Source organism: Pseudomonas sp. GW821-FHT11G12, from assembly GCF_058808055.1.
In genome coordinates, this window is record NZ_JBXARH010000001.1 from 529,104 (window position 1) to 544,497 (window position 15,394).

The 15,394-nt window shown below is 60.5% G+C and carries 14 protein-coding genes; 6 read left to right on the plus strand and 8 right to left on the minus strand.

What is annotated here, in order from left to right:
• Positions 1-10 precede the first annotated feature (10 nt).
• Together AC1RR7_RS02400 and AC1RR7_RS02405 are read left to right on the plus strand one after the other, a co-directional pair.
• Positions 11-1,294 (plus strand): Zn-dependent hydrolase, encoded by a 1,284-nt coding sequence (locus tag AC1RR7_RS02400; protein WP_102621982.1) that lies wholly within the window; start codon positions 11-13, stop codon positions 1,292-1,294.
• Between the two features lie 71 nt (positions 1,295-1,365).
• Positions 1,366-2,286 carry a DHH family phosphoesterase gene (locus tag AC1RR7_RS02405; RefSeq protein WP_493156953.1) on the plus strand — a complete coding sequence of 307 codons (921 nt, stop codon included), beginning with the start codon at positions 1,366-1,368 and terminating at the stop codon, positions 2,284-2,286.
• 5 nt (positions 2,287-2,291) lie between these two features.
• On the opposite strand, the gene AC1RR7_RS02410 is transcribed toward AC1RR7_RS02405, so the two are convergent.
• Positions 2,292-2,501: a hypothetical protein gene (locus tag AC1RR7_RS02410; RefSeq protein WP_096822539.1), complete on the minus strand. Its 210-nt coding sequence runs from the start codon at positions 2,499-2,501 to the stop codon at positions 2,292-2,294.
• Between the two features lie 420 nt (positions 2,502-2,921).
• Between AC1RR7_RS02410 and AC1RR7_RS02415 the strand changes: the two genes are divergently transcribed.
• From AC1RR7_RS02415 to AC1RR7_RS02425, 3 genes are all read left to right on the plus strand, one after another.
• Positions 2,922-4,412, plus strand: coding sequence for a helix-turn-helix transcriptional regulator (locus AC1RR7_RS02415; protein WP_493155963.1), 1,491 nt, complete (start codon positions 2,922-2,924; stop codon positions 4,410-4,412).
• A 178-nt stretch (positions 4,413-4,590) separates the two neighbouring features.
• Positions 4,591-4,833, plus strand: coding sequence for a DUF1652 domain-containing protein (locus AC1RR7_RS02420; RefSeq protein ID WP_192558318.1), 243 nt, complete (start codon positions 4,591-4,593; stop codon positions 4,831-4,833).
• An 877-nt stretch (positions 4,834-5,710) separates the two neighbouring features.
• Positions 5,711-6,364 (plus strand): trimeric intracellular cation channel family protein, encoded by a 654-nt coding sequence (locus AC1RR7_RS02425; RefSeq protein WP_493155965.1) that lies wholly within the window; start codon positions 5,711-5,713, stop codon positions 6,362-6,364.
• A gap of 44 nt (positions 6,365-6,408) precedes the next feature.
• On the opposite strand, the gene AC1RR7_RS02430 is transcribed toward AC1RR7_RS02425, so the two are convergent.
• Positions 6,409-7,176 (minus strand): SDR family oxidoreductase, encoded by a 768-nt coding sequence (locus AC1RR7_RS02430; protein WP_085687598.1) that lies wholly within the window; start codon positions 7,174-7,176, stop codon positions 6,409-6,411.
• Between the two features lie 38 nt (positions 7,177-7,214).
• Entirely contained in the window at positions 7,215-8,282 is a 1,068-nt protein-coding gene (locus tag AC1RR7_RS02435; protein WP_102622091.1) for a phosphotransferase family protein, read from the minus strand.
• A gap of 190 nt (positions 8,283-8,472) precedes the next feature.
• On the opposite strand from AC1RR7_RS02435, the gene AC1RR7_RS02440 reads away from it, so the two are divergent.
• Positions 8,473-8,868: a DUF4280 domain-containing protein gene (locus AC1RR7_RS02440; RefSeq protein ID WP_085732036.1), complete on the plus strand. Its 396-nt coding sequence runs from the start codon at positions 8,473-8,475 to the stop codon at positions 8,866-8,868.
• A 1-nt stretch (position 8,869) separates the two neighbouring features.
• On the opposite strand, the gene AC1RR7_RS02445 is transcribed toward AC1RR7_RS02440, so the two are convergent.
• From AC1RR7_RS02445 to tssH, 5 genes are all read right to left on the minus strand, one after another.
• Positions 8,870-9,412 carry a toxin-antitoxin system YwqK family antitoxin gene (locus tag AC1RR7_RS02445; RefSeq protein ID WP_493155967.1) on the minus strand — a complete coding sequence of 181 codons (543 nt, stop codon included), beginning with the start codon at positions 9,410-9,412 and terminating at the stop codon, positions 8,870-8,872.
• Positions 9,413-9,424: 12 nt separating this feature from the next.
• Entirely contained in the window at positions 9,425-11,434 is a 2,010-nt protein-coding gene (tssI, locus tag AC1RR7_RS02450; RefSeq protein WP_493155969.1) for a type VI secretion system tip protein TssI/VgrG, read from the minus strand.
• Positions 11,435-11,445: 11 nt separating this feature from the next.
• Positions 11,446-12,015 carry a hypothetical protein gene (locus AC1RR7_RS02455; protein WP_096820219.1) on the minus strand — a complete coding sequence of 190 codons (570 nt, stop codon included), beginning with the start codon at positions 12,013-12,015 and terminating at the stop codon, positions 11,446-11,448.
• A 97-nt stretch (positions 12,016-12,112) separates the two neighbouring features.
• The gene (locus AC1RR7_RS02460) at positions 12,113-12,775 is read right to left on the minus strand and encodes a hypothetical protein (protein WP_493155971.1); all 663 of its coding nucleotides are present in this window, start codon (positions 12,773-12,775) and stop codon (positions 12,113-12,115) included.
• A gap of 77 nt (positions 12,776-12,852) precedes the next feature.
• Positions 12,853-15,393: a type VI secretion system ATPase TssH gene (gene tssH, locus AC1RR7_RS02465; RefSeq protein ID WP_096820217.1), complete on the minus strand. Its 2,541-nt coding sequence runs from the start codon at positions 15,391-15,393 to the stop codon at positions 12,853-12,855.
• Position 15,394 lies beyond the last annotated feature (1 nt).

A 15,394-nucleotide genomic window follows, 5' to 3' on the forward strand; every position in this document is an offset into this window, starting at 1 on the left:
GGAGATCCCCATGAACGCAGCCGTAGACGTTCTGCAATCGACCCATCAGCACATCAACCGCGACCGCTTGTGGGCGTCGCTCATGGAACTCGCCAAACTCGGCGCCACGGTCAAGGGCGGGGTCTGTCGCCTGGCCCTGACCGACCTCGACCGCCAGGCCCGCGACCTGTTCGTGCAGTGGTGCAAGGACGCCGGTTGCAGCGTCACGGTCGATGAAGTCGGCAACATCTTCGCCCGCCGCCCTGGCCGTAACCCGAACCTGCCCCCGGTGATGACCGGCAGCCACATCGACACCCAGCCCACCGGCGGCAAGTTCGACGGTTGCTTCGGCGTGCTGGCCGGGGTCGAAGTGTTGCGCACCCTCAATGACCTGGGCGTGGAAACCGAGGCGCCGCTGGAAGTGGTGGTCTGGACCAACGAAGAAGGTTCGCGCTTCGCCCCGTGCATGATGGGCTCCGGCGTGTTCGCGGAAAAATTCACCCTCGAAGAAACCCTGGCCAAGGTCGATGCCGACGGCGTGACCGTTGGTGAAGCGCTGAATGCCATCGGCTATGCCGGGCCACGCAAGGTCAGCGGGCACAAGGTCGGGGCCTACTTCGAAGCACATATCGAACAAGGACCAATCCTTGAAGACGAACAGAAAACCATCGGCGTAGTACTCGGCGCGCTGGGCCAGAAGTGGTTCGACCTGAAACTGCGCGGCGTCGAAGCCCACGCCGGCCCGACCCCGATGCACCTGCGCAAGGATGCTCTGGTCGGCGCTTCGGTGATCGTCGGCGCGGTCAATCGCGCGGCCCTCGGCCACCAACCCCACGCCTGCGGCACGGTCGGTTGCCTGCAAGCCTATCCGGGCTCGCGCAACGTCATTCCCGGCGAAGTGCGCATGACCCTCGACTTCCGGCATCTGGAACCGGCACGTCTCGACTCGATGATCAGCGAGGTGAAACAAGTCATCGAAGCGACCTGCGAAGAACACGGCCTGAGCTATGAACTGACCCCGACCGCCGACTTCCCGCCGCTGTACTTCGAAAAAGGCTGTGTCGAAGCCGTGCGCGGTGCCGCCAAAGGTCTGGGCCTGTCGCACATGGACATCGTCAGCGGCGCCGGACACGACGCAATCTTCCTCGCCGAACTCGGCCCGGCCGGGATGATCTTCGTGCCGTGCGAAGGCGGCATCAGCCACAACGAAATCGAAAACGCCGCGCCGGACGATCTGGCGGCCGGCTGTGCGGTGTTGCTGCGGGCGATGCTGGCGGCTTCGGCGGCGGTGGCGGGAGGGCAGCGCGCCGCCTGACTTGAAACTGTCATCTGTACGTGCGACGTTGCCGCCCCTGAAATGGAAGCCAGGGACGCGCAATGTCGCCTATCAAAGTCATCACCTCAGGCTCGGCGTATCTGGACATCGACGCCTACGCCTGCTGCATCGCCTACGCAGAACTGCTCAACCTGCAAGGCATTCCTGCCCGCGCCGTCAGCAGCGCAAAACCCAATGCCAGTGTTTCGAACACCGTGCTCGGCTGGGGCGCGGTGCTGCACGATTACCGCCCGACCTCCAACGATGAGTTCATTCTGGTCGACGTCTCCGATTACCACCATTTCGACCCGATGGTCGCGCTCGATCGGGTGGTGGAAGTCATCGACCATCATCCGGGCTTCGAAGACCATTGGGCACAGACACTTGGATCGGCCGCCGACATCCGCCCGATCGGCGCGGCAGCGACTCAGGTTTTTCAGCGCTGGAAAGCCGCAGGCTTGGTGCCAAGGATCAGCGAACAAAGCGCCGCTCTGCTGGCCACGGCGATTCTGGACAACACGCTGAATTTCACCGGGCAAATGACCACAACCGCGGACATCGATGCCTACGCCGAACTCGCGCCACACGGGAAACTCACGGCGGACTGGCCCGGGCAGTACTTCCTCGAATGTCAGGCTGCCATCGAATCAGACATGTCTGCTGCATTGGCCGCCGATCTCAAACGCATGAAACCCGAAAGCCGGTTGTCTGAGGTTTTTGCGCAGATGACCGTATGGGATGCCGACGCGCTGATCGAGAAGTATCGCAGCGAGATTTGCCGCTGGATGGACGGGCAGGGTGATGACTGGTTGCTGAACGTCATCTGCATCAGTCAACGCAAAAGTTGTTTGCTGGCCGAACCCGTGGTCAGCCAGCAGAAGTTGAGTCGTTTGCTGCCGATGGAATGGCAGGCTGGGTTGGCGTTTCTAAAACCCTCGATCTTGCGCAAGGAACTACTGAGCCTGGGGCTGAACGCAAACTCAGGCGGGTGAAGTGATTACCCGGGATTGTCGGTTTTACTCGCCGCGCCTTTTCGTCGTTCAACGCCATTCGGGTTGCCAACGTCCAGCAATCGTCTTTCCACCAGCACGTTCTCGAGCGCCTGGCGTTCGGCTGGCGCCATCTGGTGTTCGCGCTTTTTCAGCTCCAGCAGGATGGGGCTGGACCAGGTGCGATAGGTCTGTTCGATGAGGCGGTTGGATGTCATCAGTCTCTCCTTGATCAAGAGCCCGGTGTAGCTGGCAGGGGCTCAATCCGATGAGGTACTAACGTTAGTCGAGAAAGCCGAAAGTCGCGAACGCCGCCGGTGGGAGCTGACGAGACCAATCGTCGCACCGTCGCAGACGTCCGGGCCGAGCCATCCGTGTTTCGCGTCGGCTATGACGACCCGCAGCTGCGCAATGAATTGCTGATCCACGAGCCGATCCACGTGGTGATGCCGGCGGATCACCCGTTGGCCCGGCGCGACGTATCGGGCGGACGATGCCTCGCCGGTGCTCAAGCTGTTTCTGGATACGCTGCGCGAACTGGTCGATCACACATCGCGATAATCAGGGACAAAGTTGCCCGGCACGATCACAACGGCCTGCGGTCGTAAACTTCACATGCGTGCATTTGTGGAGAGCCAATGAGCCGGGACGTCCTGACCACCGAAACCAATCGCCGTCAGTTGCAGCAGATCATTGCCGGCCTGTCCGACGGGGTGATTCTGCTGGAACTCGACCAGACGATTCTCTGGGCCAACGAAGCGGCGCTGGCGATGCATGGCGTCAGTCGCATCGGCGAGTTGGGCAACAACGCCGGGGAATACGTCGAGCGTTTCAATCTGCGTTATCGCAACAACCATACGCTGACGCTGGAGCAGTACCCGATCAGCCGTGTGGCCGCCGGCGAGACCTTCAGCGACGTGCTGGTCGAAGTCACCCCGCGCAGCGATGAGGAGCGCACCTGGGTGCACAGCGTGCGCAGCATGGTGTTGACCGACCGCGACGGCGAGACCGAGTCGTTGGTGCTGATCATGAGCGACGTCACCGATTGGGCCAACGCCGAGCAGCGCTTCGAAAAAACCTTCAATGCCAACCCGGCGCCGGCAGTGATCTGCCGCCTCAGCGATCTGCGTTACATCAAGGTCAATCCGGGGTTCCTGGAAATGACCGGTTACACCCGCGATCAGGTGATCGGCGCCTCGACCTATGAACTGGATATTCTCGAACAGGCCGAGCGCAAGGACCTGGCGATCCAGCGCCTGCGCGATGTCGCGACCATTCCGCAGATGCAGGCTGAATTGCGTCTGCCGGACGGTGGCAGCAAGCAGGTGATCGTGGCGGGGCAGCCGCTGGTGCTCAATGACGAGGACTGCATGCTGTTTTCGTTCGTCGACATGGAGCCTCGGCACAAGGCCGAAGTCGCCTTACGCCAAAGTGAAGAGCGGTTCGCCAAGGCCTTTCGCCTGACCCCGGTGCCGATCCTGATTTGCAGTGCCGACGAGCAGCGGCTGATCGACGTCAATCAGGCCTTTCTCGATACCTTGGCTTACGAGAGCGACGACGTGCTCGGCAAGACCGTCGCGCAACTGGAATTCATCGATGAACCGGCGGAACGCGCCCGGTTGCTGGCGGCGCTGGAGAAGACCGGTCGGGTCGATCGCGTCGATATGCGGATCCGCAGGAAAGACGCCGAATTGCTGGAGTGCGCGGTGTCCGCCGACACCGTCAACATTCAGGACACGGTGTGCTATCTGCTGGTGCTGATGGACATCACCGAGCGCAAGCGCACCGAGCTTGAGCTGGTGGCGGCGATTGAAGAGGTGATGAAGGATGCTTCGTGGTTCAGCCGTACGCTGATCGAAAAACTGGCCAATGTGAAGAAGGTCAATTCGCCGCAATTGCCGAGTGTGTCGTTCACCGATCTCACCGCCCGCGAGCGCGATGTGCTGGGGCTGATCTGTGAGGGGTTGGCGGACAAGGAGATTGCTGCGCGCTTGAAACTGGCGCCGAACACGGTGCGCAATCATGTGGCGACGGTGTATTCGAAGCTCGATGTGCACAGTCGCAGTGAGGCGATTGTCTGGGCTCGCGAGCGTGGGTTGTTTTCGGGGGGCGGCCGGGGGCAGCGGTAAGGTGCAAATGCACTAGTTCATGGGGTGCAAATTCGGGTGTTTGATCGGGCGGGGTGTTCTTAGTCTGGTGAGGTGCGATGCATTTTTTGGTGATCGTGTCTCTTTGGAACCTGCTAATGGATCAGCCCTTTATGAATGTGTTGTTTGTTGTTGAGTCTGGTTGTGTGGAGCTGGCGCGATGATTTATCTGGCGCAGTTGCGGGCTCGGCTTGAGCGCAGTTTTTCGCCGTTGGCTTGTGAGTGTGTGGTGGATGGGGATCATTCGCTTACTGTGAAGTTGTATGAGCCGGTTTCGGGGCGGGTGGATCTGGTGATCAGTGGGTTGAGTCTGGATGCGTTGCGCACGGATGAGGCGGTGGATGGTTTGGTTGATGAGTTGCGGTATGAGCTTGAGAGTAATTCTTTGCGGTCGCCCGGGTGAGCTTGGCGGCCTTTGGGCCGACCATGCTCTGGGTGGGTTTGGATGAATATCAGTTTCTTCGGGTGTTGCGGCTGGCGGTTCCGCTCTTACAGCGGGTCACTTTTGACAAACGCCTCAAAAGTAACCAAAAAGTCTTTACCCTGACGTTCGGCCCTCGCTGTGGCTCGGGTTCCTTCGCTCCGGGATTGATCCGGGGGCATCGCCTACGGTTTGCTTCGCTGCACCTCCTCTCGATGTGTTTGGCTTCGCCAAACGGTCGCTGCGCTCCCACCCCCGGATCAATCCCTCCACTCAGCCTGCCGACGGGCCCTGCGATCAAAGGCGGTACTCGAGCTAACGCTCATCGTGTTGAGTGGTGAGGAGCGCGAAGCCGACTTGTGTGCTCTTTGATCGTTCCCACGCTCCGCGTGGGAATGCAGCCCGGGACGCTCTGCGTCCCAATCTGACATTCACCTGTTGGCACTGGCTTGTCAGTGGTGGCGACGGATCAGTCGACTCGTTCAATTGATAGCTACTCATCCCAAAAATCGACAGCAAATCCCACCAGTTCAAGCCATTTCACTGGCACTCGCAGCCCACTGGTCTATAAGGAATGAGTGGTTCGGTTTCCATAACCGGGCATTTGTACGCTCGGCAACGGGAGTTTTCTTCCTTTCATCGCGGGTCATCCTATGAACAATCCTGGGAAACGCGTGTGTTCTTCGTTGTTGTCGGCTTTCGGTCTGGTGCTGCTCAGTGGCTGCGCCAGTCCTCCACCCCCTCCGCCGGCAGCACCGCCTCCGCCACCTGAGCGCACTTGTCAGGTCATGGAAAATACCGAGGTCGCCGGTGATGCGTATGCCGACGGTCAAGTGACTCGACACATCTCAACGACCCGTTGCGTCACTCAATAGCCCGGGCGCCTGTGAAGGCGCGGGTCGAGTGGATTGTGCTGGTGGCCGATCTGGTCGGCACGGCGGTGTTTGCGGTTGAGGGCGCGATTGCGGCGATGCGCAGTCAGCTCGATCTGCTCGGGGTGATGGTGATTGCCTTTATCGTCGCACTCGGCGGCGGGGTGACCCGTGATCTGTTGATCGGCGCTACACCACCCAAGGCTGTGGCTGACTGGCGTTATCCGGCGCTGGCGTTTGCCATGGGCGGGGTGGCGTTTGTTTTTCATGAGCAGGTGCTGGGCTGGTCCGGTTCGACCTTGATCGTGCTGGACGCGGCGGGGTTGGCGCTGTTTGCCGTGGCCGGGGCGCAGAAGGCGTTGAATTTCGGGATCTCGCCGTTTGTGTCCATGCTGATGGGCACGATTACCGGCGTCGGTGGCGGGGTGCTGCGTGACATCGTGCTGGCGCGGGTGCCGGTGGTGTTGCAGGCGGATTTGTACGCCAGTTCGGCGTTTATCGGCGCAGCGGTGTTGATCATCGGGCGCAGGCTGGGGGTTCCGCCAGTGGCGGCGGCGTTGCTGGCGGGGGCCGCGTGTTTGTTGTTGAGGTTGTTGTCGGTGCATTTCGGCTGGCAGTTGCCGAAGGTTCTGGAGGCATGAAAAAGGCAGCCCTAGGGCTGCCTTTCGTTTGCGTCAGAAGTGGATCAGGACAGGAAACCGCCGTCCACGTTCAGCGACACACCCGTGGTGTAGCTCGACGCATCACTTGCCAGGTACAGCACGGCGCCGGCCATTTCGCTCGGGTCGGCTACGCGCTTGAGCGGGATCTGCGTCAGGGCCTGTTTCAGGATCGCGTCGTTCTTCACCAGGGCCGAGGCGAATTTGGTGTCGGTCAGGCCCGGCAGCAGGGCGTTGCAGCGGATGCCGAACTGCGCACATTCCTTGGCGAAGACTTTGGTCATGTTGATCACGGCGGCTTTGGTCACCGAGTAGATGCCCTGGAAGATCCCCGGCGAAATGCCGTTGATCGACGCCACGTTGATGATGCTGCCGCCACCGTTTTCGCGCATCAGCTTGCCGGCTTCCACCGACATGAAGAAGTAGCCGCGGATGTTCACGTCGACGGTTTTCTGGAAGGCGCCGAGGTCGGTGTCCAGCACGTTGCAGAACTGCGGGTTGGTCGCGGCGTTGTTGACCAGAATGTCGAGGCGCCCGAACTGTTCCTTGATCCCGGCGAAGACCTGGCTGATCTGTTCCATTTCGCCGATGTGGCAGGCGACCGCTGTGGCCTTGCCGCCGGCGGCGATGATGGCGTCGGCCACGTGTTGGCAGCCTTCGAGTTTGCGGCTCGAAACGATCACATGGGCACCTTGCTGGGCCAGCAGTTTGGCGATGGCTTCACCGATGCCACGGCTGGCGCCGGAGACGAAAGCGATCTTGCCGTCGAGGTCGAACAACTGAGTCTTGGACATGGGATTCCCTTGTAGTAAGCCTTGTTATAACGCCGTCATCAGAGGCTGGATTTGGCAATGACCTGCAGGCTCATGTGCTCCAGCAGTTTGTTCATGTGAATGAACTGCGCGAAGCGTTTGTCCTGGGTCTGGCCATGGAAGAAGCGGTAGTAGATCTGCTGCACGATGCCGGCCAGGCGGAACAGGCCGTAGGTGTAGTAGAAGTCGAAATTGTCGATCTGGATGCCGGAACGCTCGGCGTAGTAGTCGACGAATTCGCGGCGGGTCAGCATGCCCGGGGCGTGGCTCGGTTGGCGGCGCATCAGTTGCACCGGTGCCGGGTCGTCGGCCTGGATCCAGTAGGCGAGGGTGTTGCCCAGGTCCATCAATGGATCGCCGAGGGTGGTCAGTTCCCAGTCGAGCACGCCGATGATCTGCATCGGGTTGTTCGGGTCGAGGATGACGTTGTCGAAGCGATAGTCGTTGTGCACGATGCTGGAAGTCGGGTGATCGGCCGGCATCTTGTCGTTGAGCCAGGCTTTGACTTTCTCCCAGTGCGGTGCGTCCGGGGTCAGGGCTTTTTCGTAGCGTTCGCTCCAGCCTTTGATCTGGCGGGCGACGTAGCCTTCAGGCTTGCCCAGATCCCCGAGGCCGCAGGCGTTGTAATCGACCCGGTGCAGTTCGACGAAACGGTCGATGAAGCTCTTGCACAGGGCTTCGGTTTTCGCCGAATCCAGGCCCAGTTCCGGCGGCAGGTCCGAGCGCAGGATGATGCCCTTGACCCGTTCCATCACATAGAACTCGGCGCCGATCACCGATTCGTCGGTGCAGTGCACGTAGGCTTTCGGGCAATACGGGAAGCCGTCGCGCAACTGGTTGAGGATGCGAAATTCGCGGCCCATGTCGTGGGCGGACTTGGCCTTGTGGCCGAACGGCGGACGGCGCAGGACGAATTCCTGATCCGGGTATTCCAGCAGGTAGGTCAGGTTCGACGCGCCGCCGGGAAACTGGCTGATCTGCGGCGTGCCGGTCAGGCCCGGAATGTGCGCCTTGAGGTACGGATCGATCAGGCTGGCATCGAGTTCTTCGCCAGAGCGGATACGGGTGGACTGGTCAGTAAGCGCCATGCTTATCCCTTCTGCTTATTTTGGAGGCCAGACATCATTGGCTAATCTAATGGCGCGCTCGGGCGGTCACAAGCGCGGTTCGGTCTTATAGGTTAGCGTGTTGCACGATAATCACCTTTGGGAATGTGCGCGGCGGGCCGCAGGCGACTAAGGTTTAGCGCGAATGCCTTGTTCAGAAAGGAGCTTTGAAATGGGCTGCCCGCAAGTCTGTGCCAGCGCCACCCTGCAATGCAGTTTCGGCGCCGCGCCGGCGGTGCTCAACGTGCTGCCGGTCAACCGCACGTTGACCGGCGGAATGCCGGCGGCGAACATCATGGATCATATTCCGCTGGTCAACGTCACCACCTTCGGCATGTGCATGAGCATGGCCAACCCGATGGTCGCCGCTGCCACGGCTGCCGCGTTGGGTGTGCTGACGCCGATGCCGTGCATTCCCGCCACCGCCTCGCCGTGGATCCCCGGCGGCGCGCCGACCTTGCTGTTGGGCGGGATGCCTGCAATCGATGCCAACAGCACGTTGATGTGCAACTGGGCGGGGGTGATCAAGATCGTGATGCCGGGGCAGATGCAGATGTTGATTCCCTGAGTCAGGCCTGCGCCGGATCCGTCCATTTGCGATACCACCAGCGCACCCGGGAAATCGGCTTGCCATCGGCATCCAGCGGCCGCCCGTCCTCGGCGAACCCTTGCTCCGGTTCCATCAACTGCCCATTCAGATAACGCGCATCCACCGCCGGTTTGCCGTTCGGGTGAAAGCGCTGATAGCGACCCTCACGCACGCCGTCGCGATAGAACTCGGCCTCCGCCACTTGCCCGTCGGGAAAGTAATTGAACGCCTCGCCATGCAATAACCCGCGCCGGTAGGTGGCCTTGCGCTGCAACCAGCCCTCGGGCGCGTAGAAACTGGCGATGCCCTGCAGTTTGTCGCGCACGAACGGCATCTGCGCCGACACCTTGCCGTTGGGGTGATAGAGCAGGGACGTGCCCTGCAATTCGCCCTGGCTGTAATTCAGGTCTGCCTGTTGGCGACCGTCATCCTTGATGCTCAACGGGCCATCGAGTTGCCCGTCCTGCAGACGCCCCTTGAGGTGTTTGTCATCCTGCTGCAAATCCAGCGGTGTGATCGCCATGGTGACTCCTTGTCAGTTGACCTGCACCAGCCCGCCCTTGATGGTCAGCATGCCGCCGCCGTCCACGGTCTGCGAGGCCGCACCCTTGTTGGTCAGGCTGATACCGGCATCATTGGTCAATGTTGTCCCGGCCTTGTTGTCCAGCGAGGTACCGGCCTGGTTGGTCATGGCGGTGCCGGCCTTCTGGGTGATCGAAGTGCTGGCGGAGGTCGCCAGATCCGCGCCGCTCTTGATCGTGAAACTGCCGCCGCTTTGCAGGGTGAGGGTGCCGCTGACCTTGATTGTCAGGTTGCCGTCCACCGTCAGGCTGTAATCGCCGGTGACCTTGTCGGTGTAGTTGCCGCCGGTGCTGTGGGTCTGGTCGGCGCCGACCTTCACGGTGCGACTGTCCTTCACATCGAGGCTGTCGCTGCCGGTCTGGATGGTCACGCTGCGTTTGCCTTTCTCCAGCGTGACGGTTTCGTCGCCGTCCTTGACCGTGCGGGTGCGGGCGTTCTGCACCGTGAGGGTTTCATCGTGGCCGACGGTGGCGGTGGTGTCGTTGAGCACGTTGATCTTCAGGTCTTTCTGCGCTTGCAGGAACACCTCTTCGGCATCCTTCTTGTCCTCGAAACGCAGCTCGTTGAACCCGCCGCCGCCCTTCGAAGATTGAGTCTTGATCCCCGATTGGGTCTGGTTCGCCGGCAGGGCATAGGGCAGGGCGTTGTCGCCGTTGTAGACGCATCCGGTGACCAGCGGCCGATCCGGATCGCCGTCGATAAAGGTCACGATGACTTCCTGGCCGATGCGCGGTACGAACTGCATGCCAAAACCCTTGCCACTCCACGGCAACACCACGCGCACCCAGCAGGAGCTGGTTTCATCGTTCTTGCCGTCGCGATCCCAGGGGAACTGCAACTTGATCCGGCCGTACTCGTCGGTCCAGATTTCTTCCCCGGACTTGCCGACCACGAGGGCGGTCTGCGGATGCATGCGCGGTTTCGGTGTGGTGCGTTGCGGGCGAAAGGGCGTGGCTTTGGGGATTGCTTCGAAGCGGTTGCGATAGCTTTCGTGGCTGGCGTCGTGGGTGACGTGCGTGACCACCCAATCGATATTCAGGCTCGGATCTTCGTGGCCGTCGAGGGTGAACCAGTGGCCCGGGATCAGCCAGCGGCAATCGCTTTCGCCGACAAAACGTTTCTCTTCACTGCGCAAACCGTCGACCCGTTGTTTGGTCAATGCATCGCCCCGAGCCTTGGCGTTGTAACCACCGGGATGCTCGTAGATCGAACGCGGCCCGGCCACGGCCTCCGCCTGGCCATAGAGCGAGGTGGTCGGCGTGGTGAACTCGTAATCCGTCGCTCGATACACGCCCGCGACAGCCTGCACGCACACCTGGCCGGAGCGGATGCCGTGCAGCTCACGTTCACCCATTTGCTGACCCAGATACTTGACCTTCGGACCGTTGGGGATCTGTACAAAGGCGTCATTGCTATCACCCAGCACCAGCGTGTGCTTGCCGTCCTCGTGGGTGAAAAACCAGAAGATGCCTTCCTCTTCCAGCAACCGTGAGACAAAGGCGAAATCGGTTTCGCCGTACTGCACGCAGTATTCGCGGGGGGTGTAGCTGCCGGTCAGCGACAGTTTGAAATCGGTGAAACCGTGGGCCTTGAAGATCGTGGTGACGATGTCCGAAGTGGCGAGGTTCTGGAACACACGGTTGTTGCTGGCCAGGGTCAGCCACCAGAGCCACGGACGCAATACGAGTTGATAGCGCTCGGCGGTGGCGTCGGCAGGGAGTTGGCGGATTTCGGCGACCAGTGCGTCGAAGGGACGGAGTTGGGCGTCGTTGTGCAGGGTGGTGGTGACGTGAGTGGCGACAGCGCTGGTCAGGGTGAGGGCGGTGCCGTCGTTGAGGCCGTTGAGGGTTTGCGAGCCGAGAGAGTTGAGCGATTCGTCACCGGCCAGCGAATCGGGGTAAAGCGCCGACAGCGAGGGGGCGGTGAGGGAGAGCGTGGTATTGCTGTCGGTGGAGCGGGGCATCAAATGGCCTGCTATTGATAGTTCAACTCATGAACGACAGTACTGGCATTGCCGTCCTGATAGTAGAAGTGCCACTTTGAGGTGAACGGCCAGTATCGGGCCACGTATTCACCCCAGATGACAGCATCTGTCCATGGGCCAAAATGCGTATAGGAAGTCGCGTTGTTCAGAGTAGCCGCGTTGTACTTGTCCGCCGGCAATAACCAGGAAATGTTAGTGCCGTATCTGGCCAGATCATCACGGGAGAAGACCGGTTTGTGATCGTCCTCAGTCGCCAGGTTGTAATGACGAACCCTGATAAAACCACCGTAATTCTGAATGCCTACGCAACAGCCCGTGAGATTTGCCGTAAGAAAAACAATCGGGTCGGTTCCGGTGGGGGCGGCAGGCAGGTCAATAAACAGTCCGCTGTCCTCACGCCACGCCAAGTAGTAGGCCCGATAAGGCCCGCCGGAATTGACCAGCATGTATTGCGGACCGGAAGACGGACGTTCCAGGTCGAAGTCAACTGTTCCTGAATGAGTTGTGTCTATGTTCATCATCAGGTGTGTTTTTGTTCTTTCGAGAATACTTTTCAACATGATGACTTTTCCTTATGTCTACCACGTGCTGCCTCATTGACTCCCGTTTGATTCTTTGGAGCTGTTCTCTTGCCGTCCGGTTTGCTTTTACCAGGCGTCAGTCCAGGAACGTGCCCAGTAAAGGCTTGTTCTTGTTAAGCCACGTGTAGTCAGATCCCCACATCAATACGGTACAGCGGTAAACCGACCAGCCGGCATCGGTTTTTACCGAGACAACCGTGTGTTCAAACCAGGTCTTCACAAACTTGTTAATGTCCTTCGCGCCTTCCTCGGCAGCCTGTTTGGCTTTGACGATAAATGCGCTGAGGTCGGTGGAGTCGCTTCCGGAAAAGTCTGCATCTGTGCGGCGAAACTTGGGGAGGGTCTCAACACCTTCAGGTAACGGATCGGGCATGTGTTTGCCGTCGGCATCATGAAAGAAGCGGTTGCCGGTTGCCGTTCCATGAACGGACAGCGCACAACCGTTCATTGAACACGTCACAACCAGCGTGCCTGTGTCCTGCCCTTTTGGGACCTCGATAGAACCTGCGTCAAAGTTTTTATAGGGGATATACCAATCGATGCCCGCCGCCGTGACGTTCAATTGCAATACACTTTTATTGCCCGTCGAGACGGGTGAAACACTGCAGTCCGGGGTGGCGGAGCCGCCTCGCACAATCAGGGCATGGCTGCCGAAAAAGGCTTCAGGGTTTGTGCGCAGCAATGAAAGCAATGCTTCAGGCTGATCGGCCTTTTTTGAGTTTGATGAGGTATTGCCCATGGTTGAACGCCTTTTGAATAAATAAGCAGCGAATGACGAATAGCTCGGCCCGTTTGATTCCTTGCAAATGAAGGGTGCTATTCCAGCACCCATTCCGCTAACTTCCCGGTCACCTGCGTCATCAACACGTTCTCGACATCACGCGCCCCGGCCGCGCTGCATTTGGCGAGTACTGCTTTGACGATTCCTGCATCAAACTCGAACTGTTTGCCGGTCGCCGCCTTGTAGCGCCCGCGCAGTTTTTCCAGCTTCGCCAACACAATTCCTTCCAGCGTCGCCTCATCCAGCGGCCGGTACGCAACCACCGTCATGCGTGCCAGAAATGCCGGGCGGAAGGCTTGCAAAAGGACTTTGTGCAGCGCCTCGTTGAAGGCTTCAGAGCCGATCTGTGACACGGGCGTATCGAGCAACAGTTCAGCGCCGACGTTGCTGGTGGCGAGCATCACGGTGTTCTTGAAGTCCACCACCAGCCCGGTGCCGTCTTCCATCAAGCCTTTGTCGAATACGTTGTAAAACGCCTCCAGCACATCCGGATGCGCCTTCTCGATTTCGTCCAGCAACACCACCGAATACGGTTTGCGCCGTACCGCTTCCGTCAGCACGCCGCCACTGCCATAACCGACGTAACCCGGAGGGGCGCCCTTGAGTTGGCTGACGGTGTGGGCTTCCTGATATTCGGAGAGGTTGATGCTGATCAGATTGCGTTCGCCGCCGTACAAGGCATCGGCCAGCGCATACGCGGTTTCGGTTTTGCCAACGCCCGTGGGCCCGACCAGCAAGAACACACCGACCGGTTTTTGCGGATCGGTGAGCCCTGCGCGGTAGGCCTGCAAGCGCTGGGCGATGGTCGCGAGTGCCGTTTTCTGGCCCATCACGCGCAAGCCCATGCGCTGTCCGAGGGTGCGCACGGCATGGGCTTCGTCGGCAAGCATTTTGCCGACGGGGATGCCGGTCCAGCCTGCGATCACGGCAGCGACGGTTTTGCTGTCGACCTGTTCGGGCACCAGCGGGTCGTCCTGGCGAATCGCATCGAGGCCTGCCTCAAGCCGCAACAATTCGGCTGCCAGATGATCAATGCGACTGTCGGTGGCTTCGTCGGGCTTGTCGCTGTCGGCGCGTTCACTGAGGTCGAGCAATTCGCGGCGGGTGTCGAGCAGTTCGCGCACGGCGACGCGCTCTTCGCTCCAGCGGGTTTCCAGTTCGCGGATCGCCTGGACGTTGGTCTTCGATTCACTTTCCAGCAGGGTGATGCGTTCGCGGTGGTCGAGCCCTGTGGCCTGTTCACGACGCAGGCGCTCAACCTCTTCTTTCAGGCTTTGCTGGCGATGGCGCAGGCTCTCCAGCGGTGGCGGCACGTCGTGCTGGCCGAGGGCGACCCGGGCGCACGCGGTGTCGAGGACGCTGATGGCTTTGTCCGGCAACTGACGGCCGGAGATGTAGCGGTGCGAGAGTTTCACCGCTTCATGGATCGCCGCATCCAGCACTTGTACGCCATGGTGCTGTTCGAGTTTGGCGGCCACGCCACGGAGCATTTCCACGGCGGTGATTTCATCCGGTTCCTCGACCTGCACAAGCTGGAAGCGGCGGGCGAGGGCCGGGTCTTTCTCGAAGTATTTCTTGTATTCCATCCAGGTCGTGGCGGCGAGGGTGCGCAATTCGCCTCGGGCCAACGCTGGTTTCAGCAGGTTGGCCGCATCGCTGCCGCCCTCGGCACCGCCAGCGCCGATCAAGGTGTGGGCTTCGTCGATGAACAGGATGATTGGCTTGTCGGCGCTGCGAACCGCGTCGATCACACCTTTGAGCCGTTGTTCGAATTCACCTTTGACCCCGGCCCCGGCCTGCAACAGACCGAGATCGAGCACCCGCAGGCTGACTTCCTGCAAGGAGGGCGGCACGTCCCCGGCAGCGATGCGCAGTGCCAGGCCTTCGACCACGGCGGTTTTGCCCACGCCCGGTGCGCCGACCAGAATCGGGTTGTTTTGCCGGCGCCTCAAAAGAATGTCGATGCACTGACGAATCTCGCCGTCGCGACCAACGATGGGGTCGATGCGCCCGGCGTGAGCGTCGGCGGTGAGGTCCTGGGTGTACTGATCGAGCACCGAGTCCTGCCGTGGCGCAGGGTTTCCAGAGGCGACAGAGCGCGGGCCTGCGTGCTCGCGGGAGTTCTCCGTCCACTCCAGCAGGTTCGCGCGCAGGGCTTCTTTTGGAATTCGCAGCAATGACGACGCGCTGTTGAGCAGCAGGCTGCGGCGCTCGTCACGGTCGATCAACGCCAATAAAAGCAGCCCGGAACGAATGCTGTCGATGCCCAGCACACTGGCCTGCACCACCGCATCTTCCAGCAATCCCAGCGTGTGCGAAGACAGCGCCGGCGTGCGGGTGCTGCCAGCCTTGAACAGGTCCAGCGCCTTGTTGATTTCAGCCGTCAATGCATCCCGTTCCAGTCCGAAACGCGGCAGCAGAAAGGCAAAGTCTCCGCCCTCGATGTCGAGCAACTCCAGCAACAAATGCTCGATCTCGACAAAGTGATGCCCGCGTTGCAGGCATCGTTGCGCGGCGCGTTCGAGGGCGCGGCGGTTGTCCGGGTTGAGGCGTCCGATCAGGCTGGCCAGTTCCATT